Source organism: Sphingobium sp. B11D3D, from assembly GCF_025961755.1.
Taxonomy (GTDB): Bacteria; Pseudomonadota; Alphaproteobacteria; order Sphingomonadales; family Sphingomonadaceae; genus Sphingobium.
Genome location: NZ_JAOQOG010000001.1, coordinates 1748160 through 1774838, shown reverse-complemented (window position 1 = coordinate 1774838; position 26679 = coordinate 1748160). Strand labels below are relative to the sequence as shown.

Below are 26679 nucleotides of genomic sequence, written 5' to 3'. Positions count from 1 at the left end.
GAGGAATCGTGTCCAAGATTCGCACTTTACTCGTACGGGCCAGCGTCGTGGCCGTCGCATTATCTGCCGTCACGCCTGTCATGGCACAAGGACAAGCCACAACCGACAATAGCGCGCAGGAGGCCGATGGGGGCGTCGGCGACATCGTGGTGACCGCCCAATTCCGCTCGCAGCGTCTTCAGGACACGCCGATCGCTATTACCGCGATGGATAGCGCGATGATGGAGTCGCGCAGCTACAATACCGTCACCGACCTCACGAACAGCGCACCCAACGTCGTCTTGAAGCCGACCACCTCGGCCTTCGGCCCTGGCGCGGCGATCTATGTGCGCGGTGTCGGACAGGCGGATACCAACTTCGCTTATGAGCCCGGCGTCGGCCTGTATGTCGACGATGTCTATCATGGCACGGTCTTTGGTTCTCAGCTGGACCTGCTCGATCTCGAGCGCGTGGAGATCCTGCGCGGGCCGCAGGGAACGCTGGCGGGCAAGAACTCCATCGGCGGCGCGGTCAAGCTCTTCACCAAGAAGCCCTCGGGCGAAGGCGGCTTCATCGAGGCCACGACGGGGAGCTTCGACCGCCTCGACTTGCGCGGTGCAGGCGATTTCGCGCTCGTGCCGGACCGGCTCTTCGTGCGTGTATCGGGCGCCACGCGCAGCAAGAAGGGTTATCTCGACCGGCTGGATTTCGGCTGCGTCTACCCGAATAACGGGGTATTCACGGCCTCTGCCGCGGTTGGCAAAGATTGCGTGATCGGACAGGAAGGCGGCACGAAGTACACCGCCGGGCGTGTCGCTATGCGCTGGATCGCCAGTGACGACATCGAGGTCAATGTGGCGGCCAGCCGTTTGGTGGACGATTCAGAGCCGAGCGCAACCAAGCTGCTCGCGATTACGGTTGCGCCGACGCTGACGCCCGGCATCACCAACCGCAACGTCTTCATCACCGGGCCGGAATCGTACACAAACTACGCCAATTACACGACGCCCGCGTTCACCGATGCTGGCGGTAGCCACAATACGATCGTGTGGCAGCCCAATACGCGTCTTCGCACTTGGGAAGTCTCTGGCTCGATTGACTGGAAGCTAGGCCCTGATCTGGCTCTGAAGTCGATCACCTCGTATCAAAGCATATCCGGCCGCTATGGCACGGATTTTGACACGACGCCCTATGGCATCAACACCAACAACATCACCAATACCCACCACCAGTTCACCCAGGAACTGCGCCTCAATGGCACGAGCATTTCCGGGCTGCTGGATTGGACGCTGGGCGGCTATTATTACAAGGCGACCAGCTATATTGAAGGCGGCAGCATCATCGCGCCGGGGGCTGCGACCTCTTCCGTTTTCTATTCGGATGACACCATTCCGGCCCGCAGCGTTTCCGGATTTGCCCATGTCACGGCGCACCTCACGGATCGCCTCAATCTGACCGGCGGCATTCGCTATACCGACGACAAGAAGGACTACAACTTCCGCCGCTTCAACCCGTTCAACACGAGCCAGGTGAGCTATACCGCACAGCGCCTCATTGACGGTGCGGTGGGCAATTACAGCGGGAAGCGCTGGGATTATCGCGCCAATATTGATTATCGCCTGACCGACGATCTGATGGTGTTCGCGCAATATTCCACGGGCTTCCGCGGTGGTGGCGTCAATCCGCGGCCGTTCGTCATCGAGCAAGTTGTGCCGTTCAATCCCGAATCGCTGGAAGCCTATGAAATCGGCTTCAAGAGCGATCTGCTCAATCGCGCTGTCCGGTTGAATGCGTCTGCCTTCATCAACAATTACAAGGACATCATCTTCTCGAACACGGCGCCAACCGTTGTGAACGGGGTTGTCCTGACACCGCAAAACGCGACCCCCACCAATGCCGGCGACGCCCGGTTCAAGGGGTTCGAGGCGGAACTGACCGTCAATCCGCTCCGTGGCCTGTCGTTCGACGGCAGTGTCAGCTACCTCGATTTCCAGCTCACGAAGCTGGGCGCGGCGGGCGCCACGATTGCTGGCATTACCCTCAATTCGATCGCGCCTTTCGTAACCGAGTGGAAAGTCAGCGCCGGTGCGCAATATGAGATCCTCGTCGGGAACGCGGGCACGCTGACCCCGCGCCTCGATCTCGCCTATCAGTCGTCCTTCTACACCAACTCGGACAATAACCCGGCGTCCCTGGTGCCGGCCTATACGATGCTGAATGGTCGACTGACCTGGCAGTCCGCCGATGAGGATTGGAAGGTCTCGCTCGCCGTGACCAATCTCACCGACAAGTTCTACTACCAGAACAAGACACGCCTGCCGATCGGCCTCGTCATCGGGACGCCCGGCGCGCCGCGTGAATGGTCGCTCATTGTCAGGCGGGCGTTCTGATCCGTTCCTGCCGCCCGGACACGCGCCGGGCGGCAGGGCATGTGAGGTTTTCTCTGATGCAACTGATCGCAGGCGGAACATTCACAATGGGGTCTGACGATCACGATCCGGAAGAAGCGCCGGCCCGGAAAGTGAGAGTTCGCTGCGCGCGGGATGTGTGAGCCAGAATAAGAGGACTGCCCCAATGTCACCCCGCTCTGCCAAGCTCCGCCTCTCTCTCCTTGTCGCCTCATTGCCGGTCCTGACCATGCAACCGGTGCCGGCCGTCGCGGCCGATGAGCCGGCGCAAACATGGCAGGCCTATCCCAAGGAGCCGGTCGCTCCCAAGGACGCACCCAATGTGCTGCTAATCATGACCGACGATGTCGGCTTCGGCGCAGCCTCGACCTTTGGCGGACCTGTCCCCACGCCGGCCTTCGATGCCCTGGCGCAGAGCGGACTGCGCTACAATGCCTTCCACACGACGGCGATGTGTTCCCCGACCCGCGCCGCACTGCTGACCGGGCGCAATCATCATGCGGTGGGGAGCGGATCGATTGCCGATGTGTCGCTCGATGCGCCCGGTTATACGTCCGTCATTCCGAAGAGCGCGGCGACCATCGCCCAGGTGCTCAAGATGAACGGGTATGACACCAGCTTCGTCGGCAAAAATCACAATACGCCCGTGTGGGAAAACACACCAGTCGGACCGTTCGACAACTGGCCGAACGGCATGGGCTTCGATTATTTCTACGGGTTTAACGCGCCCTATGCTGATCAGTTTAATCCCGCGCTGATCGAGAATCGCAACACCGTGCGGGCGCCAGAGGACCCCGATTACATTCTGGATCGGGATCTTGCCGACAAGCTGATCCACTGGATTGACGTGCAGCACAACCTGCGGCCGGAGCATCCCTTCTTCGCCTATTTCGCCTCTGGCTCGACGCATGCGCCGCATCAGGCGCCGCCCGAGTGGATCGCGCGCTTCAGAGGCCAGTTCGATCAGGGATGGGACGTGCTGCGCCAGCAGACCTTCGAGCGGCAGAAACGGCAAGGCATCATTCCGGCCAACGCCCAGCTCTCGCCGCGCCCGGAGCAGATTCCGGCGTGGGATCAGGTCAGCCCCGAGGTTCAGCGCGCTTACGCGAAGCAGATGGAAGTAGCGGCCGCGCAGCTCGCTTTCTTCGATTTCCAGATCGGGCGCGTGCTCGATACGCTGCGACGGAACGGCCAGCTCGACAATACCATGATCGTCTACATTCAGGGCGATAACGGCGCGAGCGAGGAAGACCTGCGCGGCAGCGCGGACCTGCTCCGGGTCATCGCCGGCAATCCGACAACGGACCAAGACCTGATTGCCGCGATGGGCGACTATGGCGGCCCCAAATCCTTCGGCACTTATCCGGCCGGCTGGGCCTGGGCGACCAACGCGCCGTTCCAGTGGGGCAAGCGCGTCGCATCGCATCTGGGCGGCCTGCGCGATGGGATGGTGGTCAGCTGGCCGGCGGGGATCAAGAAGGGCGGCGCGATCCGCCAGCAATTCACCCATGTCATCGATGTCGCGCCGACCATTTTCGAGGCCGCAGGCGTTTCCGCGCCCGACGTCGTGAACGGCGTGCAGCAGCAGCCGATCGATGGGACGAGCTTTCTCTACACGTTCCAGGATGCGGCGGCGCCAGAACGGCATCGCGAGCAATATTTCGAGATGCTGGGCAACCGGGCCTATTACAAGGATGGCTGGATGGCATCGACCCTGCCGGGCCGGGCCCCGTGGGATGGGGCAGCCAAGACGCAGCCGGCCGATTTCAAATGGGCGCTCTACAACCTTCGGAGGGACTGGTCTCAGACGGAGGATGTCTCCTCCCAACATCCCGCTAAACTGGAAGAGCTCAAAGCGGATTTCGACGCCGCCGCGCGTCGATACGCGGTCTACCCCCTGAACGCCGATCTTCATACGCGGATGGCGCCGCAGTTCCGGCCATCCTTGCTCGGGCAGCGGACCAGCTTCACTTACTACCCCGGCGATACGCGGTATACGAACTACGCCTTCCCGACGATCGCGGCCGGGTGGACCGTGACTGCCGACGTATCGACTGCGGGCCCAAGCTCCAGTGGGCCGATCTACGTGCAGGGGGACCATTTTGGCGGTATGGCGCTGGTGCTGAACGCAGGGCGCCCCACCTTCATCGTGAATCCCGGCAGTGCCGGGACGCCGGTGAAGATTTCTCCGCGAGATGCGCTGCCAGCGGGGCGTTACAAGATTGCGGTAGATTTCGAACCCGTTCCTGCGGGCGGGACCACCGTACGGCTTAGGGTCGACGGCGCCGAGGTCGCGTCCACGGCGGTAAGCCAAGCTCTCCGCGGCCGCGGCGACGCCTACATCGGGCGCGCCGGTACGGCGCCGCTCTCCTACACCCCGTCCGTGGCGCCAGTCGCAAGCCGCTGCACCTGCGACATCGCATCCGTCACGATCAGCAAGAACGCCCGGTAACCAGGAAAGACCGATCATGCCCATGAAATCCCGTATCGCCCGCATCGTTGGATCGACGGCGCTCTCGCTCCTGGTCCTGGCCCAGGCCGGCGCAGCGATGGCTAAAGAGCCGGCAGATCGCACGCAAGCGCCGGAATGGCGCTATTATCCCAAGGCACCGAGCGCCCCCAAGGGCGCGCCGAATGTGCTGCTGATCATGACCGACGATGTAGGCTTCGGGTCGGCGAGCACCTTCGGCGGCCTGATCCCGACGCCGACCTTCGACGCCCTTGCCAAGCGGGGCCTGCGGTACAATGAGTTCCACACGACCGCGATGTGCTCGCCCACCCGCGCGGCTCTCCTCACCGGCCGCAATGCCCATGCCGTCGCGTCGGGCTCGATCACCAATGTCGCCATCGATGAGCCGGGCTATACCTCTGTCATGCCCAAAAGTGCGGCGACGATCGCACGGGTGCTGCGTGACAACGGCTATGACACGGCGTTCTTCGGCAAGAACCACAATACGCCGGTCTGGGAAACCGGGCCCATGGGCCCCTTCGATCGCTGGCCCAATGGGATGGGCTTCGACTATTTCTACGGCTTCAATGCCGCCGCCAGCGACCAGTTTCGCCCTGAGCTGATCGAGAACCGCAACGCCATCGAACCTCCCAAGGATGGCGATTACATTTTCGACAAGGACATGACCAACCATCTGGTGGACTGGTTGCGGGTGAAGTGGAGCCAGAAGCCCGACAATCCTTTCTTCGTCTATCTTTCCCCCGGCACCATGCACTCGCCGCATCAGGCGCCGGCAGAATGGATCGCGCGTTTCAAGGGGCGGTTCGACATGGGCTGGGATGTCATGCGCCAGCAGATCTTCGACCGGCAGAAGCAGTCAGGCACGATCCCGGCCAATGCGGTTCTGACGCCTCGGCCCGATGCGGTGCCGGCCTGGGACAGCCTCAGTCCGGAAGCCAAGCGGACCTATGCCCATCAGATGGAGGTGGCGGCCGCGCAGCTCGCATATTTCGATGACCAGCTTGGCCGGGTGATCCGCGAGATCGAGGCTAATGGCCAGCTCGACAACACCATGATCATCTATCTGCAGGGCGACAATGGCGCCAGCATGGATAGCCGGCGTGGCGCGGTGCAGGAGTTGCAGAGCCTGATCGGGATCGAGCCGACCGAAGCGGAACTGATCGAAACATCGGACCAGAACGGAACCCCGCATAGCTACTCGAACTACAATGCCGGCTGGGCATGGGCGCAGAACGCCCCCTTTCCCTGGGGCAAGCAGATCGCCTCGCATCTCGGCGGCTTGCGCGATGGGCTGGTCATCAGCTGGCCCCAGCGCATCAAGGCGACCGGGCAGGTCCGTAGCCAGTTCCACCATGTGATCGATATCGCGCCGACGATCTATGAGGCAGCCGGCGTCGTGCCGCCGGCGGAGGTTGATGGCGTGCAGCAGCAGCCGATCGACGGCGTCAGCATGGTCTATAGCTTTGGCAATGCGACCGCGCCCTCCACCCGCCGCGCGCAATATTTCGAGATGCTGGGCAATCGCTCCTATTACAAGGATGGCTGGCTGGCCTCGACCACGCCGCCCCGCGCGCCCTTCGACCGGTCTACCACCCCGCTGGACCCGTCGACGTTCAAGTGGGAGCTCTACAACCTCACGCAGGATTACTCGCAGTCGCGCGATTTGGCCGCTCAGCATCCCCAGAAGCTGGCCGAATTGCAGAAGGATTTTGAGGAGGCAGCACGGCGCTATCAGGTCAATCCGATCCAGGCTGACCTGATCGGGCGTGTGGGGGCGGGGAAGCGGCCCTCGCTCGTCGATGGTCGCAACCAGTTCACTTATTATCCTGGGCCAACCCGTTATCCGCAGGGGACGTTCCCGGCCCTCGCCATGGACTGGACCATGCGCGCCGCGATCACCACCGCGAGCACGAACGCGAAAGGGCCGATCGTGATCATTGGCGATGAGGCCGGGGGCGGGGGCCTGATCATGCAGGATGGTCGCCCCACCTATCTCTACAACCCGAGCGGGCGGGAAGCCGAACGCGTGCGGCTAGAGGGCGAGCCAGTCTCCGTCGGGCGGCATGATGTCAGCATCTCCGTCACGGCCGCGCCCAAGGTCGGCCCGCGCGCTGCGACGATCGCCATGATCGTGGATGGCAAGGTGGTGCAGTCGCAGGATGTCGCAGTCTATTATCCGCTACGGGGCAGCGGTGTGATCGGCCGGTACAATGTCCGCACCCTGCTGGAGAACATGGCCGAGCCGGCTATGTCCGAACTCGCGATCGACCGAGTCACCTTCGAGAAATCAGCCAACTGAACTGAGAGGGAGGGGCGCGCAGCCAACTGCTGCGTCCTTCGTCCGGGCCGAACTTAGGGTAACAAGCGCATGAAAAAATTCGTCAAAGTCTCGGCAGCCGCTTTCAGGGCCACCACAAGCGCGCTGGGCCTCTCGCTGATGCTGTGGGCACAACCCGGCGTCGCGCGAACCGAAGATGCGCCTAAGGCTCGGCCGAACATCGTCCTCGTCATCCTGGACGATGTGGGCGTTGACGCGGTGTCCGACATGTATCCTGGCATGATCGATCGTCTCGTGGAGCAGTACGGACCCTTGGGGCTCAATCATCCGAATTACCGCGCGATCAAGGGGCGTCCGGCCTCCACCCCCGTAATGGATCGTCTGGCGGGGGAGGGGCGCACCTTCACCAACGCCTGGGCACAGCCCTTCTGCTCACCGACCCGCGCATCCATGCTCACCGGCCTGTACGCCCATAATACGGGACTGCGCGATTATGAGGATTGGCTGTCGCAAAAGCAGCATTCCTTCGTGGAGGATCTGCAGGCCGCCGGCTACACGTCCGCGGTGTTCGGCAAATGGCACATGGCTGGCCTTAACCAATATCCCGGCATGAAGCCCAAGGAAGCCGGTTTCGCGCTGTTCGAAGGCAATTTGAACGGGGCGATCACCGATTACTGGCATCATGATTATCAAGTGCAGGATTCTGCCAGCCCTGACTCGGAATGGCGAACCGAGCCGGCGCCGGTCCGCTCACTGCCAGGCATCGCGCCGACCAGTTTCGAGCCGGTCGTGCGGGCCGCCGATACGCTCAACTGGATCAGGCGCAACCAGGCTGAAGCGCCCGACAAGCCGTGGTTCGCCTGGCTCGCCTTCAACATGGTCCATATCACGGCAGGACCGCAGCCGTCCTTCGTGCCGAACGCAGATACGCTCGATGCGAAGTCCCGCGCCGAGATCGAGGCTTGTGGCGGAAAGTTCGGCACCACCGAGCTCGGCAACTGCTCCCCGCCGGCCCTGAACCGATCCTGGGTCAATTCGACCGATACGGTCCTCGGGATATTCCTCAAGGAGCTCAAGAAGCTCAGCCCGGACACCTATGTGATCATTCTGGGCGACAATGGCACGCCCATGTATGGCCGCCCGGCGGTCGATTTCATCGACAATATGTATCTGACGGCGAAGGGTAGGGCCAAGGGCACCGGCTATGAAAGTGGCATGCGGGTTCCGCTGGTGATGCTGGGGCCGGACATCAAGCCGGGCTATAGCGATGCGCTGACGCACGTTGTCGATATCTACTCGACCGTCCTCGATCTGGCGCATGTGGCCACGCCTCAGCAGGTTCCCAATCGCGCCGGAAACATGATCCCGCTGGATTCGGTGTCTCTCGCGCCTGTCCTCTTTGACGGAAAGGACAGCGTCCGTGACGAGGAGAAAGACTTCATCATATCCGAAACCGTAATCCCTCTGAAAGACAGGGAGCGGCAGGTCGCCATCCGCAACAAGCGCTATAAGCTGCTGTATATCAAGTCAGAAACGGGCAATCCCTCCTGCGCTTATTACGACCTCGCGAAAGACCCGCTGGAAGAGTTTCCGATATCCAAAGCCGAGGTCGGCAGCCTGTTCGACGGGAGCATGAAGGGACTGAACATATCCTGTGAGGGCGGATCTTGATAATTTTGGCAGGCGTGCAGGATGACAGAGTTTTTGTCCTGCACGTTACCGCACTTGTCCGAAACCGCTTTGAGCGAGCGGACGCCCGACACGCGGGCATGCCGGAATGGAGCGGATCGGTTCAAATCATCCCGGCGCGTGTGGGGGCAGAGCGTACCAGCTCGTGAAGCGAACCCCGCCGCCCTGACACAAGTTCGATAATATATATTATGTTAAATTAGGCCCTCAGACAGGGACGCGTGCGCTATCGAATTCCTTGATAAGCCCAACAGTCTGCTCGATGTTGGCGCGACTGGATGCCCCGAACAAAATCGATTCCACATGCGGCTCGGCACAAATCCACTCTATGGCCTCTCGCGGACGAATGGCGCCTGATCCCAACACGGACATCGCAATCATTCGGGCCGGATGCTTCTCCAGCACCTCACGATAGCCATCAATTCCGCCGGACATGCGGAATCCGATCTTGTTATAGTTCGCGCAGACAATCGGATTCTCAATGCCCACGCTTTTCAGCATCGGCAAAAGCTTCGGCACGTTCATGGTGATGAAGCCGGCCTCTGCATTGTAGCGGCTTTTGATGTGATCCGAGAAAACACGGAACGCATCGGCGAAGCCCAAGCCCTGGACGAGATCCGTGACAACGTTCTGGAGGAAAACGACCGGCGTGTGCAGACCACGGAACATCTTCATCTCGGCATCGACGAGCAATGTCATCATGCTCTCGATGTCCTTATTCAACACGGCCTTGGAGCCGCGCATGATCGTGTCGACCAGGCCTTCCTTGGGAAGAAATTTGCGCACGGCATCGAAATAACCAAGCTCGGTGACCGCATTGGCATATTTGTGAGCATAAGGCATGCCTGGGTAGAAAGTGAACCCGCTCCATTTCTCCGGATTGGCCCGGACGTCATCGGCGATCTTCTCGATCTTGTCATGGGTGGTGCACATGAAGCCCCCCGCCCCGGCATGCAGCGCAATCTGCAGAACATCTACGATAGCGTCGATACTCTGAAACCGCATGGCCTGCTGACGCGCTTTCTCCTCCGACATATGATTGATGCCGAAGAACTGATTATCGCCGAAAAGGATACGTTCCATAGTTTTGTAAAACCTCGATAATCTTCGTCAGGCCCGCTCAGGGGTAGAATCTGTTTGGGGACCGGAGCGCGGGGTCGCCGTCATTGGCGAGGGGAATCCAGGAGGGCGATACAGGCCCAGCCAATCGGCCAGAACCAGCCAGAAGAACTCCATCGTTCGTGCATAACGCCGCCAGTAGCGCCTGGGTTCGGTGACCATGCGATAGACCCATTCCAGTCCATTGCGGTTCATCCAAGCTGGCGCCCGCTTTACTGCGTCCGCTTCATAATCGATGACCGCGCCGACCCCCATATAGACCTTCACGCCGGGCATGAGGTGACGGTGCCGATGCATCCATACCTCTTGCTTGGGAGCGCCGAGCCCCACAATCAGACAGGTCGCGCCGGAAGCGTTGATCATATCGATCACCGCAGCGCTCTCCGCCTCGTCATTGACGAAATTGAACGAGGGGCCGTGAGCGCCGACAACAATATCTCGTCCCACGATTCCATTGACCCGTGTAAGTGCTTGCTGTGCAACCCCCGGCCGCGCGCCGAGAAAGAAGATGCGAACATCAGGATTATTGGCGTGGTGCTTGTAGTAAGCCGGAACGATATCGGAGCCTGAGGTCTTACATTTGATTTTCCGGCCAATAAGACCAAGCGCCCAGTAGACATATTTGCTGTCAGACGAGACCATCACAGCATCAGAATATGCCGCGGCAAATGCCGGATTGCGCTGAAGGTGATAGAGATGATCGGGATTGAGGGTGAAAAGCATGCCCTCATCCAGTCGATCGATGATCTCGGGGATCGTCAGGGAATCCACCCAGGCGTTGAGAAGGCGTGATTGTTGCCACGTCCCAAAGCCAGGGCGCGAGGCCAGCCGAATCTTATCGCTCATCGGCCGAGTAACCTGCCGAACACCCCGCTGGAGCGTTGCGGACGTGCCGACATCGATACGCCACTGCTGATCCCGCCGAGCGCGGCGGTGCGGATCATCTCGATCGTGGCATCCGTTTCAGCGGCGGCAGCGAGATCGTTCTGGACGTCGACGCCGCCAGCCTTGATCGCCTTGCCGAACGCTTCAAGTTGCGCGCTATACTCCTCGCCGCGCAGGTAGAAGCTGACCGGCGCCTGCAAATCGGTGATATATTTGACGGTCCATCCTTCCTGATAGCCGTCCGGAATGGGCGCGCCACCCGTGAGGAACACCTGGAGTTCCTGTCGGTCGGCATAGATCTTCCCACCCTCGCCCCAGATCGAGATGCGCGTCGTCATCTTGCGCACCGAGGGATCGGACCAATTGACGGAGAGCTGGGCGGTAGGGCCGTCGCCAAAGGTCAGGCCTGCATAGACTTCATCATCGACTTCCGCCGAAAAGCCACTCTTCAGCATGGCCCCCGTGCAGCCGGTTGGACGCCCAAAGTACCAGTTGACCAAATTGAGCGGATGCGCAGCATAATCATAGAGGCAGCCGCCGCCCTGCCCGGCCTTGCCACGCCAAGTCGGCTTTGACGGCTTGAGCACTACCGGGCCATAGGCCTCCGCTTGGACATGGCTCACGCGGCCCAAGGCCCCGGCTTCAAGCAGTGATTTGATCTGATTGAAAGTGCCGATGAAGCGATTGTGATAGCCGACCTGCGCGACGAGCCCGCGAGATTGAGCAAGCTGGGCGAGAGCTTCGCTCTCTACCGCAGAAAGCGTCAAAGGCTTCTCGCAAAAGACATGCAGCCCCTTCTCCAAGGCGGCCCGGACCATGGGGGCATGCGTGGTCGTGGGAGTGGCAATGATCACCGCGTCCAAGCCGGGTTGCGAAATCACGTCGTCATAACTGGCCACATAGGAGAGCTTGCCGTACTTCTCGATAACCTGCCCAACCAGAGCGGTGGAATCGCAGATTGCGGCGACCTCGAAATCCTCCAACGCATTGACGATGCCAAGATGCGATATGCCCATCTTGCCCAAACCAACGACCGCAACACGAATTGCCAAGACCTACCTCCGAACTGTGCGCCGGGCCTATGGCATCCGGGCATAACGCTAGTCAATTCAACAGCCCGGCAGGAGAAAACTGCAGCCGAAGGCTATAAACGCCCCGTTTTGCGCCGCTTTGGCGACACAAATGGAGCGCTGCTTGTCCTCTCCGATTAGTCGATGCGTGCTTACATCCAGTTAAAGCCGCTGCATTTCGCTCGTGAACGCGCGATAAAGATAACGGTGCCCACCACGACAAGAAGTTTTGTGCTGGGCGTGCGCGTCTGCCTGCCGTGATTGACCCATATGCTTCCGCGCAATAAAGCCATGCCTGCGCGCCCGTAGCTCAGCAGGATAGAGCATCAGATTCCTAATCTGGGGGCCACAGGTTCGAATCCTGTCGGGCGCACCACCCTCCAGCGCCGATCAGTTGACCTGATCGGGCGGGGCGATCGGAATCAGCAAGGGGGCGACGGGCAGCCCCTCTTCCAGCATCTCGCGGGTTTCCCTGACGTTGGCCGTCCCATGGATCAAGCGGCTCTCCGTTTCGCCATAATGCATCGCGCGGGCCTTGTCCGCAAAACGTTCGCCAACCCATTCAGATTGGCCGATCATTTCTGATTGAGCTTGAGCCAGCTCTGTCATCAACGCACCGATCCGCTCGGCATCCGCCTTGGACATAACTGGAATGGCACCCGCGCCCCCCGGCATGGCGAGATCGGTGCGACTCGATGTTCTCTGGTTACCCTTGGCCGCCACGGCGGGAGCCATCACCGCTTTTTCGATCCTGTCATCCCCGCAGGTGGGACACAGCAACAGCCCCCCTCCCCGCTGGGTTTCGTAGTCTGCGGATGACCGGAACCACACTTCGAAGACATGATGGTGGCCGCATTTGAGATCGAAGGAAATCACGACAAAACAACGTCCTGAATAGACTTTCTATGAGCCAGTACCGGGATTTTCGAGCGGACCTCGGCAATGCGATCAAGGTCAAGGTCCGCGAAATACAGCCCCGGCGCCTCCCCCGCATCGAGCAGTACTGTGCCCCAAGGGTCGATGACCAGACTGTGCCCGTAGGTCCGCCGACCATCCTCATGCAGCCCGCATTGGGCGCTCGCAATTACGAAGGCGGCGGATTCTATAGCGCGGGCACGCAGCAGCACATGCCAGTGCGCCTCGCCCGTCGGCACGGTGAAGGCGGCGGGCACGGAGATGATGTCCGCCCCGGCATTGCTCAGCGCACGGAAAAGGTCAGGAAAGCGCAGGTCGTAACAGATCGTGAGGCCGATCCCGCCCCACGGCGTTTGCACCAGAACCGCCTCGTGGCCGCTCTGGTACACTCTGGACTCGCGCCAGCGCTCGCCGCTCGGCAGATCAACGTCGAACAGGTGGATCTTGTCATAGCGCGCGCGGATCTCGCCGGCGGCGTCGATGACAAAGCCGCGGTTGAAACGTTTGCCGGTTTCCGGATCGCGCAGAGCCAGCGATCCGAGATGCACCCACAAGCCCGAAGCCTGCGCGGCCTCACGGACGGCGCGGAGCGTCTCATCCTCATCCTCAGTCGCCAGCGCGGCTTCTGATCGGGCGCGATCCTGATCAAGCAGGCCACTCATTTCAGGTGTGAAAAGCATCGCAGCGCCATCAGCCGCAGCGTCCTGCACCGCCGTGACCAGCGTCTCCCGATTGCGGACCGGATCGATGCCGGCATTCATCTGCAAAATGGCAACGCGCACGGCGATAGCCTGGGTCAGGCGTTCAGCAACGAGTCGAGCTTGCCGCTCCGTTCGAGCGCCATCAGATCGTCGCTGCCGCCAATATGCTGGCCGTCGATGAAGATTTGCGGAAAAGTGGCGCGGCCATTGGCGCGCTCGATCATCTCGGCGCGCTTCTCGCCGCCCATGGTCAGATCATATTCCTCGAAGTCGACGCCTTTCTCTCGCAGCAGCGCCGTGGCTCGTGCGCAATATCCGCAAAAGGCCCGCGTGTAGATCTCGACATGCGCCATGCGTGGCTGTTTCCCTTGTGATAAGTCTCAAGACCGGATGTCGTGCGCATGGAAACGAATGTCAATGTTCGCCCATGCCCACCCGGGTCCAGCACAGCACCTCAATCCGCCGCGCGCCCGCAGACCGCAGCACGCGCGCGCAGGCGCTCGCGGTGGCGCCGGTCGTCCAGATATCGTCGATCAGGATCACATGGCGGCCCGCCAAACGCGCGGCCGCTCCGGGGGCGAGCGCGAAGGCGCCCTTCACGATCTTTTGTCGCTCCCGCCGGCTCAGCATATGGAGTGGCGGCGTCGCCTTCACGCGGCGCAAAAGCTCCGGCTCCAGCACGCCGCCAGTCCGGCGGGCAATATGGCGGCCAATCAGCGCGGACTGATTGAACCCACGGGACCAGAGTCGCCAGCGATGCAGCGGGACCGGCAGGAAAAGAGGGGGATCGGCTGATCCTGCGGCTTCTTCCAGCACGACCAGTCGCGTCATATGCTCTGCCATGACCCGCGCGAGGCTGAGCCGCCGCCCGTATTTCAGGCGATGGGCCACGGTTCGTGCAATCTCGCCATAGGTCATGACGGCGCGCGCGCGATCATAGGGCGGCGGCTCGGATAGGCAGGCCCCGCACGTCATATCCCCGCCGAGCGGGCTTGGTAGGTCGACGCCGCATGTCGCGCAGATCGGCTCGCCGATAAAATCGATGGACAGCCAACAGTCCGTGCAGAACGTCCCCACCGCGCCGACCACGACGCCGCAGCCGGGGCATCGCGGCGGCAGCGCATAATCGAGCAGAGGCGCGAGTGCGGCCTGCAAAATCGTCCGAACGGCCATAAGCGGCTTGTTCCACGCAGCGGGAGTCGGCACAAGCCCGGCCATGACTGTCCCGGTGATCTTCAACGAGGCTTTGCGGGCCCAGCGCCGCGACCGCGCCGCTGGCAATTTCGCAGCGCATGACTTTTTGTACGCCGCGATGGCCGACGCCATGCTGGAACGACTGGATGACGTGACGCGTGCCTTTGGGGACGCACTCGTCATCGGATGCCCGGATCGCCGCCTGATCGATGCCCTCGCCGCCCGGGGTTGCTCGGTAACGGCGGCCGATCCCGGCGCGCGGTTCGCGCAGGCCTGCGGCGGCGACATTATTCGAGAGGATGCCCTCCCCTACCCGCCGGAAAGCTTCGACCTCATCCTGTGCTGCGGCACGCTCGATACGATCAACGACCTGCCGGGCGCCCTGATTGCCCTGCGCCGCGCGTTGCGGCCCGACGGTTTGCTCCTCCTGACGATGATCGGCGCGGGATCGCTGGCGCGGCTCAAGGCGGCCCTGCTGGCGGCCGACGGGGAGCGGCCCGCCCAGCGCATTCATCCGCAGATCGACGTCCGCGCGCTCGGCGATCTGCTCGCCCGTGCCGGCTTCACCATGCCGGTGGCGGATGGCGACAGTCTGGACGTGCGCTATGGCTCGATCTTCAGCCTTATGGCAGATCTGCGCGGCATGGGCGCGGCGCAGTGCCTCGCCTCGCCGCCGCCGCCGCTGACGCGCGCAGGGCTATCGCTGGCAGCGGCGCACTTCGCGCAGGCCGCTGACCCGGATGGGCGGACGCGGGAACGCTTCGTAGTCCTGCATGGCAGCGGATGGGCGCCCGATCCCGACCAGCCTCGCCCTGCAAGGCGTGGCAGCGCCACGGTGTCGCTGGCGGAGGCTTTGCGCCCCTCCCGCGCCACCGAGACTTAGGCGCTAGAGCAGCGCGTCCAGCATCGCTACGAGCGGGGCGTCGGCGGGGGGCATGTCGAGCGCGAACAACTGGTGGGTGTGGAGCCAGCGGCTGTCCGGCGCTTCTGTCGGCTGAACGACGCCCTGCCATTTGCGGCAGACGTACAGCAGAAGCAGTAGCGGTCGCTCCCCGATCATGCCTGTCGCGAAGCTCGCCGGCGCGAGGCAAGCGGTTTCGGTCTCGATCGTGAGTTCTTCGCGCAGCTCGCGGATCAGCGCTGCTTCGGGGGTTTCATCGGGCTCGACCTTGCCGCCGGGAAACTCCCACAAGCCGCCCATCGCCTTGTCGTGCGGACGCTGCTGCACGAACACCCGGCCTTGCGCATCCACCAGCGCCGCGGCGACGACGACCAGCGGCGGTTTGCTTTGGTTCATTCCGGTCATGCTCGGGCGATCATCCTGCAAATTGTTAACGGCTTGCGCTTTACACCGCGTTGGACCGACATCTGCTTCAGGAAACCCTCGTGCGGGCCTTCATCCACAGCCTTCTCGCATCCCAAAAAGGCGCCACCGCCGTCGAATATGGTTTGATCCTCTCCCTGATCGTGCTGGCGCTCGTCACAGGGGTATCGCACCTTGGTTCATCGACGACCCGCACCTGGAATGAAGTGTCGAACGAAGTGACCAGCCATTAACCACCATTTTTTTACAACTCGGCCCCAGATTAGGAATTTGGAAATCAATCGGCCGTATCGATAGCCTGCTTGCTGACCCCATTCAGTGGCCGGGTGTGATTGATACCAAGGAATTGAGGAGACATCCTATGAAGACCCTTCGCAAGTTGTTCAAGAACGACAAGGGCGCGACCGCCATCGAATATGGCCTGATCGCAGCCCTGATCGCCGTCGCCGCCATCGCCGGCATGAGCGCCATTGGCGGAAGCCTCGGCAACACGTTCAACAACGTGTCGGACGAGCTTGAGACGCCAGCCGCATCCTGACGAGTTATCAGTTTACTGAGGCTGTTTCGACGACTCCCTCATAAGAACGGGTGGCGACCTCGCGGTTGCCACCCGTTTTTGTTTATTCAAACGAGCGCTCAGTAGGTCACGATCTTGACCCGACTGCCTGCGGCCAAAGCGGTGTTGGACGACAATCCGTTCAGCACCAGGAACCGCTCGACCCTGTAATCGTCGAACTCCATGCGGCTGGAGAGTGCCTGGACGGTATCGCCCTGACGCACCGTCACCAGTTGCAAGCGACGCGGTTTGATCGCCGCCGCCTCCTTGTCCGTCATGCGCGTCACGGAGTTGATCAGCGTGGAGAGCGATCCAAGGCCGCGGCCGGCCGGCGTGACCGTGATGAAATGATAGGCCGTGGACGGGCCGAACTGATAGGCAACCACCGTCACGTCGAGCCGTGTCCCCTGGCTGTTGGCCATGCTGGCCGAGCCCGACGCGACCGGCAGGCCGTTGATGGTGGTGCGCTGGACGCGGATGTCCGGCGCCTGTCCCTGCCCTGCCAGCTGATTGAAGACCGACTGGACGTAGCCGTCGAGATTGCCATTGAACTGCACCATCGAGAATTGCGCCTGACCGGATTGGCCGACTACGGCCACGGCGCTGGCGCCGTTCTGGATCGAGAAGCCCTGCGGCGCCGTGAACTTGAGCTTCATCACCGGATGCAGGAACTGATTGCCCTGCACAATCCCATCCTTGGGATCGTCGCCGTAGATCATGCCGCCCAGCTGATTGAGGAATACGTCGCGGTTGCGCAGCGTGTTGGTGGAGCGGGTCGCCTGCGCATTGGTGAGCGCGCGGCGAACGCGGGAGGCGGGATCGGGGTGTGTGCTGGCCCATTCGGGCACCGCCGTGCCCTGACCGCGCACCTGCCCATCGAGCGTGTTCTGCGCGGCCAGCGAGGCGAGCATGGAGGACAGCGCCTTGGGGTCGTAGCCCGCGCTCGCGAGATATCGGATTCCCAGATCGTCCGCTTCATATTCCTGCGAGCGGGAGAATTTGAGGGTCAGCAATTGCGTGCCCGTACCGATGCCGCGTTGCAGGAGCTGGCCCAGCCCGGAGTCGCCCGCGACAGCGCCAACCAGCACCTGCCCCAGCACGCCGAGGATCGAGTTGCGGGTGGCTGCGCTTTGGCGGCGCTGGCCGTGCTGGGCTGCGACGTGGCCGACTTCGTGGCCAAGGACGCCCGCCAGCTCGGCTTCGTCATTCATGAGTGCCAGCAACTGGCGAGTTACATAGACATAGCCGCCGGGGATCGCGAACGCGTTGTTCACTGATGAATTGAGCAGGCTAATCGTGAAATCATTCTGCTGGTTCGACAGGCTCGACTGCACTGCGATGCGTTTGCCGACGCTGGTCACATAGGTGGCCTGCGGACCATTATAGACGCCGCCGAATTCCGCCAGAAGCTCCGGGTGTGCCTTGGCGCCCTGCTGGCGCTCGGACTGGCTCATCGAGGTCGCCGTGCGGATACCCCCCTGCTGTGCCTCGCTCGATTGCGTGGTTGCGCAGCCTGCCACGAGGGCGCCGCTCAACCACAGCATCAGATATTTGCGGCCCATGGCCTCCCCTTCTCATTCAGGTCTATTTTGCGACGAACCGAAAATAGACAGACGTTGAGGGAATGCAAATCGCCTTGGGCTGTTCCCGTTGTCAGGCACCCATGGCCAGAAACTTCTGCGCTCGCTGCGTGCGCAGCGCATTCGAATCTTCGCTGGCGAGGGCACCAAGCTCTTCCAGAATTGCGCCCTTGAGGCTCCCGATGGCCGAGTCGGGCGCCCGATGAGCACCGCCCACCGGCTCCGGAACGATCCGGTCGATCACCCCCAGGCTGGCGAGCTGCTGCGCGGTGACCTGCATGGCTTGCGCCGCGTCCGCCGCCTTGTCGGCAGTCCGCCAGAGGATGGAGGCACAACCCTCAGGCGAGATCACAGAATAGATCGCATGTTCGAACATCAGCACGCGATTGGCAGACGCCAGCGCCACGGCGCCGCCCGATCCGCCTTCGCCCACCACGGCCGCGACCAGCGGCACGCCGAGGGTGAGGCAAGCCTCGGTCGCACGCGCGATCGCCTCCGCCTGGCCCCGCTCTTCGGCCTGCACGCCGGGGAAGGCGCCTGAGGTGTCGACCAGCGTTACCACGGGCAGGCCAAAACGATCGGCCAGCTGCATCAGCCGGATCGCCTTGCGATAACCATCCGGCATGCCCATGCCGAAATTATGCTTTACCCGGCTAGCGGTATCATTGCCCTTCTCATGGCCGATCAGCATCACCTTGCGGCCCTCGATGGTCGCAAAGCCGCCCTGAATGGCCTGATCGTCGGCAAAGGCGCGGTCGCCAGCCAGCGGCATAAAGTCGCTGCACATGCCCTCGACGAAATCGCGGAAGTGCGGCCGCTGGGCATGGCGCGCGACCTGCGTCTTCTGCCAGGGCGTCAACCGCGCGTAGAGGTCCCCGAGCATCGCCGTCGAGCGCTGCTGCAGCTTTTCGACCTCCGCATCGATATCGATGGAATCATTGTCCGCCGTCTCGCGCAATTCGTCGATCCGGGCCTGGAGTGCCGCTACCGGCTTCTCAAAGTCGAGATAACTGATCATGCTCGCGCGCTATACGCCGCGTCGCTTGAGGTCAACGAGCGGATGGCGTGCGTTAACGAGGGCGACCAGTCGAGCCGCGTCGACATGGGTGTAAATCTGCGTCGTGGCGATGTCGGCATGGCCCAGCATCGCCTGCAATGCGCGCAGGTCCGCGCCTCCTTCCAGCAGATGGGTCGCGAAGGCATGACGCAGGACATGCGGGCTGACTCGCCCCGGATCGATGCCCGCCTCGGCGGCCAAAGCGCGCACCAGCTGGAAGAGGCGCACCCGGCTCAAATAGGATTTGCCTGATGGGAAGAGCCAGGCACTGTCCTCCGGCACATGCGCCCGCCAAGCGGCCACGGCCGCGCGCGCCCGGTCGGAGATCGGCACGAGCCGCTCGCGCCCGCCCTTACCCCGCAGGATGAGAAAGGGGCGATCGGTCGCCATGGCCTTGGCGGGCAACGAAACCAGTTCGGTCGCACGCAGCCCGGAACCGTAGAGCAACTCGATCAGCGCCGCGAGCCGTAGGTCGAGCGGATTGACCGGCACGCGCGCAATCCGTTCGGCGATGACCGCAAAAATCGCATCGACATCCTGATGAGACAGTATTTTGGGGAGCGGACGCTGCAGGCTGGGCCTTGCCAGACTCGCGGCGGGATTGTCAGCCCGGACCGCCTCTGCCTCCAGAAAAGCGAAGAAACCTCGTAGCGCCGAAAGTTTGCGCGCGACCGTCGATGTCGCGAGATCTCGCCATGATGCAGCCAGCGAGGTGAGCCGGGTAGCGTCCGCATGTGCCAACCCCTGGCAGCGCACCGCAGCGTCTTCGAGATCGGTTCGATAGGCAAGCAATGTGTTGCGCGAGGCGCCACGCTCGGCCGCCATCATGGTGAGATAGCGGCTGATCAGCGTGGCATCGCGCGAACCGACGATCGACTCGCGCTCGTCCGCACCGGTCATCAGAGCCGGGCCATCGCCTCGGCGCCGATCATCCGCGCATAAGCCTCAAGACCGACAGCGTTCAGGCTCGATATGATGTAATAGAGTTGCTCGGGCGTCATGTTGCGCCAGTTGAGGCTCTGCATCCCGACGCCCGCCAGCAGCGCTACCGTGCCCTGCTCCCGGCGTGCCGCCGCCGCAACGATTGCCCGGACCCATGGACGCCGCGAAGACAGGTTGACCCCGGCATCCTGCAAAAGCTGCGCCCGCTCGCCAGCAGGCAGACGATTGAGCCCGCCCAGCACGGCGACGAGACTATGACCACGCAACTTGTCTTCTGCCTCATCGGCGTCGACAAAAGCGGCGATACGATTTGCGGACAGGTCTACCGCCGCATTGGGCAGGCCGGTCGCCAACAGGGCCCAGCTGCGCTGCTGCGCATCGCCATCCAGCCCCTCGATCACGCTGCGCCAGCGCGCGGCACTCCGATCATAGCCGCCTGCGAGCATGGCAGCGATCAGCCAGGGCGTATCCTCGCCTGCTTCGGCGTAGACCGGCAGCGCCGCCGCCGCGCGCGCGACAGCGGGCAACGCGCCATAGTAAACGCCACCCGGCCCGGCACTCCAGCCACCTGACGGCTGGGCCTGCCAGAAATCGCGCATCGCGGAAATTCGCGTGCCAGTATCGCCCGAGCCATAGGCCGTCCGCAACCAGTCGACGCGATCATTCGCGGTAGCCTCGGCGGACTCGTCCTCTGCCAAGGCAGCGAAGAAGCCCAATGTTGCGGCGCCTGAGAAAACGCCCAGCTGTGAGGCGACTCCTACGCCGGCCAAACGATCCATCGGCGACAGATTGGCCGCGCGAGCCTGCCAGGCGAGCACCTGCGGCCCGGCTGTCTGGAACAGCGCTGGCGGAATGGCGACATTGGTTGCCGTGGCCAGACCATAGCGCCATGTCGTAAGCTGGCTCACGCCATCCCACTCGATCTTCACCGAGCGGCGGCTGTTCGGCCCGGCGCCGACCACCTTTTCGGCAAGCCGGTAATCGATGCCCCGGGCGATGCCGCGCCGCTGCGCCTGGCTGAGCAACGCGCTCGCCGTGCCCTGATCTGCCGAGAACGACGCGCAGATGGCCTGCGCCATGAACCAGCCCGGCTCGTCGCTCATATCCCGCGCGCGCGGTAGCAGCGGGCAGAAGCCGGCGGGATCAGCGGTAGCAAGTTGCACCTGCATCGCCACGGAATAGAGCCGGCGGCTATACTGATCGGCATCGACCTGCTGGATCAGCAGGCGCGCATTATCCGCCTCACCCATGCGCAGCAGCAGCCATGCGCGCTCGGCTGCCCAGTCCGCACCACCGATGTCTGACGGCGTGGAGACCTGAGAAAGCAACGCCCGGCGCATCAAAATGCTCGCCCAGCGAGACATGACCGGCGCGCGCATCGTGCGCATTACGCCGGCAAGGGCCTGCCCATTGCGTTGCCCGAAGGCACTCTCGCCAAGGCCGCCCTGCGCCACCTTGAGCGGGCCGATCCGGTCCAGAGACCGGCGTGCGGACGGCGGCAGGTCGTATTTCTCGGCGATTTCGTCGGCAGCTGTCTCGTTCACCGCCTCGTCGGCTGCCATGGCATTGGCGGCGCGGTCGATCACCGCGCCGGGCGGCAGCAGCGGCGTTGGCGCGGGCGCGGCCGGCCGCGCGGGCTGCGGTGTCGCCGGCTGCGGCCCGCTGGGCGACGGTGTCGGCGCGGCATCGCCAAATCCGGGCGGCAGCAGTGATTCAGGGCCGCTCTGCGCCAGCACGGGGATGCTGAGCGCCAGCGCGCTCATCCCCGCCAGCAAGCCAATCTGTCTGCCTCGCACTGCCCTGCCCTAACCGGCAAGTTGCTCGGCGGAAACCGGCAGCTCGATCTCGGTGACGGGTCGTTCGGCGCCGTTCCACCAGGAGAGCACGAGGAGCAGCACGATGACGACCAACAGAATGACGCCGATCAGCGACAGCGGATTACGCGGACGGCGTGAGCGATAGGACTGTTGATAAGGGTCGCGGCGGCTGAGTTTCATGATGGGGGATCGGGCCTTACCGTTGCAGTGACATATGCCTGATGGCGTTCGAACGCCGTTGCCTCAGACGTTGGCGGCTGTATAGCCGCGCAGATCATGGGGCGAAACGATAAATATCGCGAAGAGGCCATCGCAGGGTTATCCGCAGGACCTTCCATCGTCCTGGTGGGCCTGATGGGCGTGGGAAAGTCCACCATCGGCCGTCGCCTCGCAGCCCGACTCAACCTGCCTTTTGTCGATGCTGACGACGAGATCGAGCGGGCGGCCGGGATGACCATTCAGGAAATCTTCGACACCTATGGCGAGCCGGCCTTTCGCGATGGCGAACGGCGGGTGATCGCCCGGCTGATCGACGGCGTGCCCAAGGTTGTCGCCACCGGTGGCGGCGCTTTCGTCAATGACGAGACGCGGGCGCTGATCTTGGCGCACGCCACGGCCGTCTGGCTGGATGCGGATATCGACATTCTCGTCGACCGCGTTTCCCGGCGCGATGGCCGCCCACTGCTCAAGGGCCGTGAGCCGCGCGAAGTGCTCAAGAGCCTCGCTGCGGCGCGCACGCCCTTTTACCAGCAAGCGCCCATCCACATCAAAAGCTCGGACTCGCCGCATGAGGCGACCATCGACAAGATCGTGAAAGCGCTCAACCCATGACCACCGTCCCCGTTTCCCTTGGCGAGCGCAGCTATGATGTCCGCATCGAAGCCGGGCTGATGGAGCGCGCGGGCGAGGCGCTGGCGCCTTTTGCCAGCAGCCGACCCTTTCTGGTCGTGACGGACGCGCATGTCGCTTCGGCTCAATGGCCCCGCCTTGCCGCCGCGCTGGAGCGGGCTGGACTGGCGGCCGAGCTGGTGACGCTTCCGGCGGGCGAATCCACCAAGAGCTGGCAGCATCTCGAAGCCCTGACCGACCGGATGATCGCACACGGCATCGAACGGCGGGACCATGTAGTTGCACTGGGCGGCGGGGTGATCGGCGATCTGGTCGGCTTCGCGGCATCCATCGTCAAGCGCGGCTGCAACTTCGTGCAGATCCCGACGACATTGCTCTCCCAGGTGGATAGCTCGGTCGGCGGCAAGACCGCGATCAATAGCCGGGCAGGCAAGAACCTGCTGGGCGCCTTCCATCAGCCCTCACTGGTGCTGATCGACCCAGACACGCTCGACACGCTCGGCCCGCGAGAAGTGCGCGCCGGCTATGCCGAGGTGGTGAAATACGGCCTGATCGACGATGCCGAGTTTTTCGCATGGTGCGAGGCGAACGGCACGGCGCTGATGGCTGGCGACCCCGAGGCCCGCGCCCATGCCATTGCCCGCAGCGTCGCCGCCAAAGCCGCCATCGTCGCCGAGGATGAGCGCGAGACCAGCGGCCGCCGGGCGCTCCTCAACCTTGGCCACACGTTCGGCCATGCGCTGGAGGCGGAAACCGGCTTTTCGGATCGACTGCTGCATGGCGAGGGCGTCGCGGCGGGCATGGCCCTAGCGTTTGGATACTCCGTGCGGCGCGGCGAATGCCCGCCCGAGGATGCAGAGCGGGTCGTTGCGCATCTGCGCGCCGTCGGCCTGCCGGCGTCGCTGGCGGATGCGGGCGTGTCCGCGTCCGGCGCGCGGCTCGTCGAGCATATGCTGCATGACAAGAAGATGAGCAGCGGCACCCTGCCCTTCCTGCTCGCCCGTGGCATCGGCAAGACCTATCTCGCCAAGGATGTCGATCTGGCGGACGTTGCCGCCTATCTCGACGGCGCCTGAAACAGGCAGATCGCCTCAGTCAGCGCGCGCGAGTTGCCAGGCCAACCAGAGCCATCCCAGGATCATCACCACGCCGCCAATCGGTGTGACCGCGCCCAGCCAGCGGGGGGCACCCAGCGCCATGGCGTAGAGCGTGGCGGCGAACAGCGCGCTGCCGGTCAGCAATGTCCATGAAGGACCATTGCTGACCGGCAGGCGCAGCAACGCAAGCACCGCCACGGCATGGACAAGCTGATAGACGCCACCGGTCCGCAACCACTCCGCGGCCTGCGGGCTGCTGGCCGCATGAGCGCCGAATGCCGACGCACCAATGGACAAGGCGGCGCTCAGCGCGGCCAGTATGCCGATCATGACGACGTCTCCTTTTGCGCGTCCCCATTTGCGCGGGCGAGGGCGGCGGCCGTGGCCTCGAACGCCAGTCGCATCGACGGGTGCCGGGCGGGATAATCGCGACCGGCTGCGAGCAAGGCGAGATCCGGCCAGTCCGGCAGGGCATCCTGCTCCCCGGCCAGATAGCCCCGCCATGCCTCGCTCACCGAGTCGATGGTTGCGCGATCAGCGCCGACAGCTTGCGCAGCGAGGATCGCCGAGGCCGCCTGCCCCAGCGCGCAGGCCTTGGCATCGACCCCGAAGGCGGTGATGCGGCCGGCCTCATCCACCCGCAAGCTGACCGAGACACGACTGCCGCAGGTCGGCGAGCGCCGCTCTTCGACGAAATCAGCCTGATCGAGCGGCGGATAGGCCGAAATGCCGGCAGCGCGACGCAGCACATCCATGCTGTAGAGCGCGCTGCTCATGCGCCGGTGCCTTCACTGCGCGGCATTGCTGTCCTCGCCACTTGCGTTGCTACTCTCAGCGCCATCATCCTCAAGAATACCGAGCAGGCCACCGCGCCGGCTGTTCTCCGCCATCCAACCGCTCATCGCCGAGCCGCTCGCGCTTAGGAGCGGATAGGAACGGGACAGCCGCATCCAGTCCGGCCGATTGGTCTGCACGCCGTAGATGGCATCATAACCGATCGTGAACAGCACGAAGGCGATGGTCGCCACCAGCAGGCCCTTGATGGCGCCGAAGCCAAGGCCCAGCGTCCGGTCGAACAGGCCGAGCAGCGAGGTCTTGGTCTTGTCGCCGATCCAGCGCGCCAGCAGCGTGCCCAGCATGAAGACGACGCCGAACACCGCGACGAATGCCAGCAGCGCCGCCACATATTCCGCCCCCACGATGGTGTCGAGCAGAGCCGTGAATGGCGCGTGGAAAAGCCGCACCGCGACGATGGCGCCAATCAGTGCAGCAAGCGACAGCGATTCGGTCACGAAACCGCGCAGGAAGCCCCGCACGGCCAAGCCACCGATGAGCAGAAGAACGGCAAAATCCAGCACGGTCATGCCGGCTGGCTAGTCCCGCCCAAGCAGATGGTCAACAAGATCGCCGAGCCGGCGGAATCCGGTCGTCGAAATGCCACTGGCCTGCGCCGCGCTGGATGCCGGCAACAAGGCACGCCCGAAGCCGAGCTTGGCAGCTTCCCGCAGGCGCAGCGCACTATGGGCGACCGGGCGCAATTCGCCGGACAGCGCAATTTCTCCGAGCATCACCGCATCATGCGGCACGGGGTTTTCGGAAAGCGCCGAGATCAGGGCGGCAGCGACAGCAAGGTCTGCGGCAGGGTCCTGCAAGCGGTAACCGCCAGCGACATTGAGATAGACCTCGCAAGTCGCGAAGCTCAAGCCGCAGCGCGCTTCGAGCACGGCCAGCACCATGGCGAGCCGGCCGCTGTCCCAGCCGACCACGGCCCGGCGCGGGGTCGCGCCGCTGGCCAGCCGCACCGTCAGCGCCTGCACTTCGACCAACACCGGCCGCGTACCTTCAAGCGCGGGGAAGACGGCCGTGCCCGCCACGCGCTCCTCGCGGTCGGTCAGGAACAGCGCCGAGGGATTGCCGACTTCCTGCAGTCCCTCCTCGACCATTGCGAACACGCCGATCTCGTCGGTGCCGCCAAAGCGATTCTTGATCGCGCGCAGGATGCGATACTGATGGCTGCGTTCGCCCTCAAAGCTCAGGACGGTGTCCACCATATGCTCCAGCACGCGCGGGCCGGCAATGGTGCCATCCTTGGTGACGTGGCCGACAAGAATGAGAGCCGTTCCACCCCGCTTAGCAAAGCGGATCAACTCCTGAGCGCTCGCCCGCACCTGGCTGACCGTGCCCGGCGCACCTTCGATCAGGTCGCTGTGCATGGTCTGGATCGAATCGATGATGAGCAGATCGGGTTCTTCCCGCTGCCCCAATGTCGTCAGAATATCCCGCACCGACGTAGCGCTGGCGAGATGCACCGGGGCATCGCCCAGCCCCAGCCGCCGGGCGCGCAGCCTGACCTGATCCGCAGCTTCCTCGCCACTCACATAAACGACATGCCGCCCGGCCTTGGCCATCCGCGCCGCAGCTTGAAGCAGCAGGGTGGACTTGCCGATGCCCGGATCGCCGCCGATCAGACTGGCGGACCCGGCCACCAGCCCGCCGCCGACTGCGCGATCGAACTCCGGCAGGCCGGTGGTCATCCGCTCGGGCAGAGCGATATCCGCGTCCAAGCCAATCAGATTGATCGCCTGCCCGCCGGCCTGAAGATCGTGCTTGGCCGAGAACGCCGTGGGCGGCGCTTCCTCGATCAGGCTGTTCCATTCTCCGCAGTCGTCGCACTGCCCTTGCCAGCGGGACGCCACCGCCCCGCAGGCCTGGCACACATATCGACGTTTCACTTTCGCCATGCGCCCTC

26 protein-coding genes and 1 tRNA gene are annotated in these 26679 nt (G+C 63.4%); 10 read left to right on the top strand and 17 right to left on the bottom strand.

The features are described from left to right. Window positions 1-8: 8 nt before the first annotated feature. The 4 genes from M2334_RS08375 to M2334_RS08360 all read left to right on the top strand — a co-directional run bounded on the left by M2334_RS08375 (window position 9) and on the right by M2334_RS08360 (window position 8806). Window positions 9-2369 (top strand): TonB-dependent receptor, encoded by a 2361-nt coding sequence (locus M2334_RS08375; protein ID WP_264605200.1) that lies wholly within the window; start codon window positions 9-11, stop codon window positions 2367-2369. A gap of 184 nt (window positions 2370-2553) precedes the next feature. Beyond that, window positions 2554-4839, top strand: coding sequence for an arylsulfatase (locus tag M2334_RS08370; protein ID WP_264605199.1), 2286 nt, complete (start codon window positions 2554-2556; stop codon window positions 4837-4839). Window positions 4840-4855: 16 nt separating this feature from the next. Then, a complete protein-coding gene (locus tag M2334_RS08365) occupies window positions 4856-7156 on the top strand; it encodes an arylsulfatase (RefSeq protein ID WP_264605198.1) in 2301 nt (766 codons plus the stop codon). Window positions 7157-7225: 69 nt separating this feature from the next. Next, window positions 7226-8806 (top strand): sulfatase, encoded by a 1581-nt coding sequence (locus M2334_RS08360; protein WP_264605197.1) that lies wholly within the window; start codon window positions 7226-7228, stop codon window positions 8804-8806. A gap of 225 nt (window positions 8807-9031) precedes the next feature. Here M2334_RS08360 and M2334_RS08355 read toward each other — a convergent pair whose 3' ends face one another. The 3 genes from M2334_RS08355 to M2334_RS08345 are packed head-to-tail and all read right to left on the bottom strand — an operon-like array spanning window position 9032 to window position 11880. Then, window positions 9032-9907, bottom strand: coding sequence for a hypothetical protein (locus tag M2334_RS08355; RefSeq protein WP_264605196.1), 876 nt, complete (start codon window positions 9905-9907; stop codon window positions 9032-9034). Between the two features lie 27 nt (window positions 9908-9934). Continuing rightward, window positions 9935-10789 (bottom strand): WecB/TagA/CpsF family glycosyltransferase, encoded by an 855-nt coding sequence (locus M2334_RS08350; protein WP_264605195.1) that lies wholly within the window; start codon window positions 10787-10789, stop codon window positions 9935-9937. After that, a complete protein-coding gene (locus M2334_RS08345) occupies window positions 10786-11880 on the bottom strand; it encodes a Gfo/Idh/MocA family protein (RefSeq protein ID WP_264605194.1) in 1095 nt (364 codons plus the stop codon). Before M2334_RS08345 ends, M2334_RS08350 begins: the two co-directional genes overlap by 4 nt. Before the next feature lie 317 nt (window positions 11881-12197). Between M2334_RS08345 and M2334_RS08340 the strand changes: the two genes are divergently transcribed. Then, a tRNA-Arg gene (locus M2334_RS08340) sits at window positions 12198-12274 on the top strand. A 14-nt stretch (window positions 12275-12288) separates the two neighbouring features. On the opposite strand, the gene M2334_RS08335 is transcribed toward M2334_RS08340, so the two are convergent. The 4 genes from M2334_RS08335 to M2334_RS08320 all read right to left on the bottom strand — a co-directional run bounded on the left by M2334_RS08335 (window position 12289) and on the right by M2334_RS08320 (window position 14687). Further along, a complete protein-coding gene (locus tag M2334_RS08335) occupies window positions 12289-12774 on the bottom strand; it encodes a DUF1178 family protein (protein ID WP_264594449.1) in 486 nt (161 codons plus the stop codon). Further along, entirely contained in the window at window positions 12771-13595 is an 825-nt protein-coding gene (locus M2334_RS08330) for a carbon-nitrogen hydrolase family protein (protein ID WP_264605193.1), read from the bottom strand. Before M2334_RS08330 ends, M2334_RS08335 begins: the two co-directional genes overlap by 4 nt. Window positions 13596-13609: 14 nt before the next feature. Continuing rightward, entirely contained in the window at window positions 13610-13867 is a 258-nt protein-coding gene (gene grxC, locus M2334_RS08325; RefSeq protein WP_264575745.1) for a glutaredoxin 3, read from the bottom strand. 61 nt (window positions 13868-13928) lie between these two features. Next, window positions 13929-14687, bottom strand: coding sequence for a ComF family protein (locus M2334_RS08320; protein ID WP_264594447.1), 759 nt, complete (start codon window positions 14685-14687; stop codon window positions 13929-13931). 43 nt (window positions 14688-14730) lie between these two features. Here M2334_RS08320 and M2334_RS08315 point away from each other — a divergent pair, with 43 nt between their 5' ends. Next, window positions 14731-15591: a class I SAM-dependent methyltransferase gene (locus M2334_RS08315; RefSeq protein ID WP_264594446.1), complete on the top strand. Its 861-nt coding sequence runs from the start codon at window positions 14731-14733 to the stop codon at window positions 15589-15591. Between the two features lie 3 nt (window positions 15592-15594). Here the strand turns inward: M2334_RS08315 and M2334_RS08310 are convergent, their stop codons facing one another. Beyond that, window positions 15595-16005, bottom strand: a complete 411-nt coding sequence (locus M2334_RS08310) for a (deoxy)nucleoside triphosphate pyrophosphohydrolase (protein WP_264575742.1) — start codon at window positions 16003-16005, stop codon at window positions 15595-15597. Window positions 16006-16064: 59 nt separating this feature from the next. On the opposite strand from M2334_RS08310, the gene M2334_RS08305 reads away from it, so the two are divergent. Continuing rightward, window positions 16065-16265, top strand: coding sequence for a Flp family type IVb pilin (locus M2334_RS08305; protein WP_264605192.1), 201 nt, complete (start codon window positions 16065-16067; stop codon window positions 16263-16265). Window positions 16266-16393: 128 nt separating this feature from the next. Beyond that, a complete protein-coding gene (locus M2334_RS08300; protein ID WP_181559709.1) occupies window positions 16394-16570 on the top strand; it encodes a Flp family type IVb pilin in 177 nt (58 codons plus the stop codon). 98 nt (window positions 16571-16668) lie between these two features. On the opposite strand, the gene M2334_RS08295 is transcribed toward M2334_RS08300, so the two are convergent. The 5 genes from M2334_RS08295 to M2334_RS08275 all read right to left on the bottom strand — a co-directional run bounded on the left by M2334_RS08295 (window position 16669) and on the right by M2334_RS08275 (window position 22164). Next, the gene (locus tag M2334_RS08295; protein WP_264594445.1) at window positions 16669-18150 is read right to left on the bottom strand and encodes a M48 family metalloprotease; all 1482 of its coding nucleotides are present in this window, start codon (window positions 18148-18150) and stop codon (window positions 16669-16671) included. Window positions 18151-18241: 91 nt separating this feature from the next. Further along, a complete protein-coding gene (locus M2334_RS08290) occupies window positions 18242-19186 on the bottom strand; it encodes an acetyl-CoA carboxylase carboxyltransferase subunit alpha (RefSeq protein ID WP_181559711.1) in 945 nt (314 codons plus the stop codon). 9 nt (window positions 19187-19195) lie between these two features. Continuing rightward, the gene (locus M2334_RS08285) at window positions 19196-20125 is read right to left on the bottom strand and encodes a tyrosine recombinase (protein ID WP_264594444.1); all 930 of its coding nucleotides are present in this window, start codon (window positions 20123-20125) and stop codon (window positions 19196-19198) included. Next, window positions 20125-21930, bottom strand: a complete 1806-nt coding sequence (locus tag M2334_RS08280; RefSeq protein WP_264606057.1) for a hypothetical protein — start codon at window positions 21928-21930, stop codon at window positions 20125-20127. The genes M2334_RS08285 and M2334_RS08280 overlap by 1 nt, the downstream gene beginning before the upstream one ends. Window positions 21931-21972: 42 nt before the next feature. Further along, on the bottom strand, window positions 21973-22164 hold the full coding sequence (locus M2334_RS08275) for a hypothetical protein (protein WP_181559713.1): 192 nt from the start codon (window positions 22162-22164) through the stop codon (window positions 21973-21975). Between the two features lie 96 nt (window positions 22165-22260). Here M2334_RS08275 and M2334_RS08270 point away from each other — a divergent pair, with 96 nt between their 5' ends. Together M2334_RS08270 and aroB are read left to right on the top strand one after the other, a co-directional pair. After that, window positions 22261-22815: a shikimate kinase gene (locus M2334_RS08270; protein WP_264578929.1), complete on the top strand. Its 555-nt coding sequence runs from the start codon at window positions 22261-22263 to the stop codon at window positions 22813-22815. After that, window positions 22812-23909 carry a 3-dehydroquinate synthase gene (gene aroB, locus M2334_RS08265; RefSeq protein ID WP_264605191.1) on the top strand — a complete coding sequence of 366 codons (1098 nt, stop codon included), beginning with the start codon at window positions 22812-22814 and terminating at the stop codon, window positions 23907-23909. Before M2334_RS08270 ends, aroB begins: the two co-directional genes overlap by 4 nt. 15 nt (window positions 23910-23924) lie before the next feature. On the opposite strand, the gene M2334_RS08260 is transcribed toward aroB, so the two are convergent. From M2334_RS08260 to radA, 4 genes are read right to left on the bottom strand one after another with little or no spacing between them, the layout of a single operon-like run. Then, window positions 23925-24260 carry a DUF423 domain-containing protein gene (locus tag M2334_RS08260; RefSeq protein WP_264570348.1) on the bottom strand — a complete coding sequence of 112 codons (336 nt, stop codon included), beginning with the start codon at window positions 24258-24260 and terminating at the stop codon, window positions 23925-23927. Then, window positions 24257-24706, bottom strand: a complete 450-nt coding sequence (locus M2334_RS08255) for an iron-sulfur cluster assembly scaffold protein (protein WP_264605190.1) — start codon at window positions 24704-24706, stop codon at window positions 24257-24259. Before M2334_RS08255 ends, M2334_RS08260 begins: the two co-directional genes overlap by 4 nt. Before the next feature lie 12 nt (window positions 24707-24718). Continuing rightward, window positions 24719-25294: a CvpA family protein gene (locus tag M2334_RS08250; protein WP_264605189.1), complete on the bottom strand. Its 576-nt coding sequence runs from the start codon at window positions 25292-25294 to the stop codon at window positions 24719-24721. Between the two features lie 9 nt (window positions 25295-25303). Then, complete coding sequence (radA, locus tag M2334_RS08245; RefSeq protein WP_264605188.1) at window positions 25304-26671, bottom strand: DNA repair protein RadA; 1368 nt, start codon at window positions 26669-26671, stop codon at window positions 25304-25306. Between the last annotated feature and the right edge of the window lie 8 nt (window positions 26672-26679).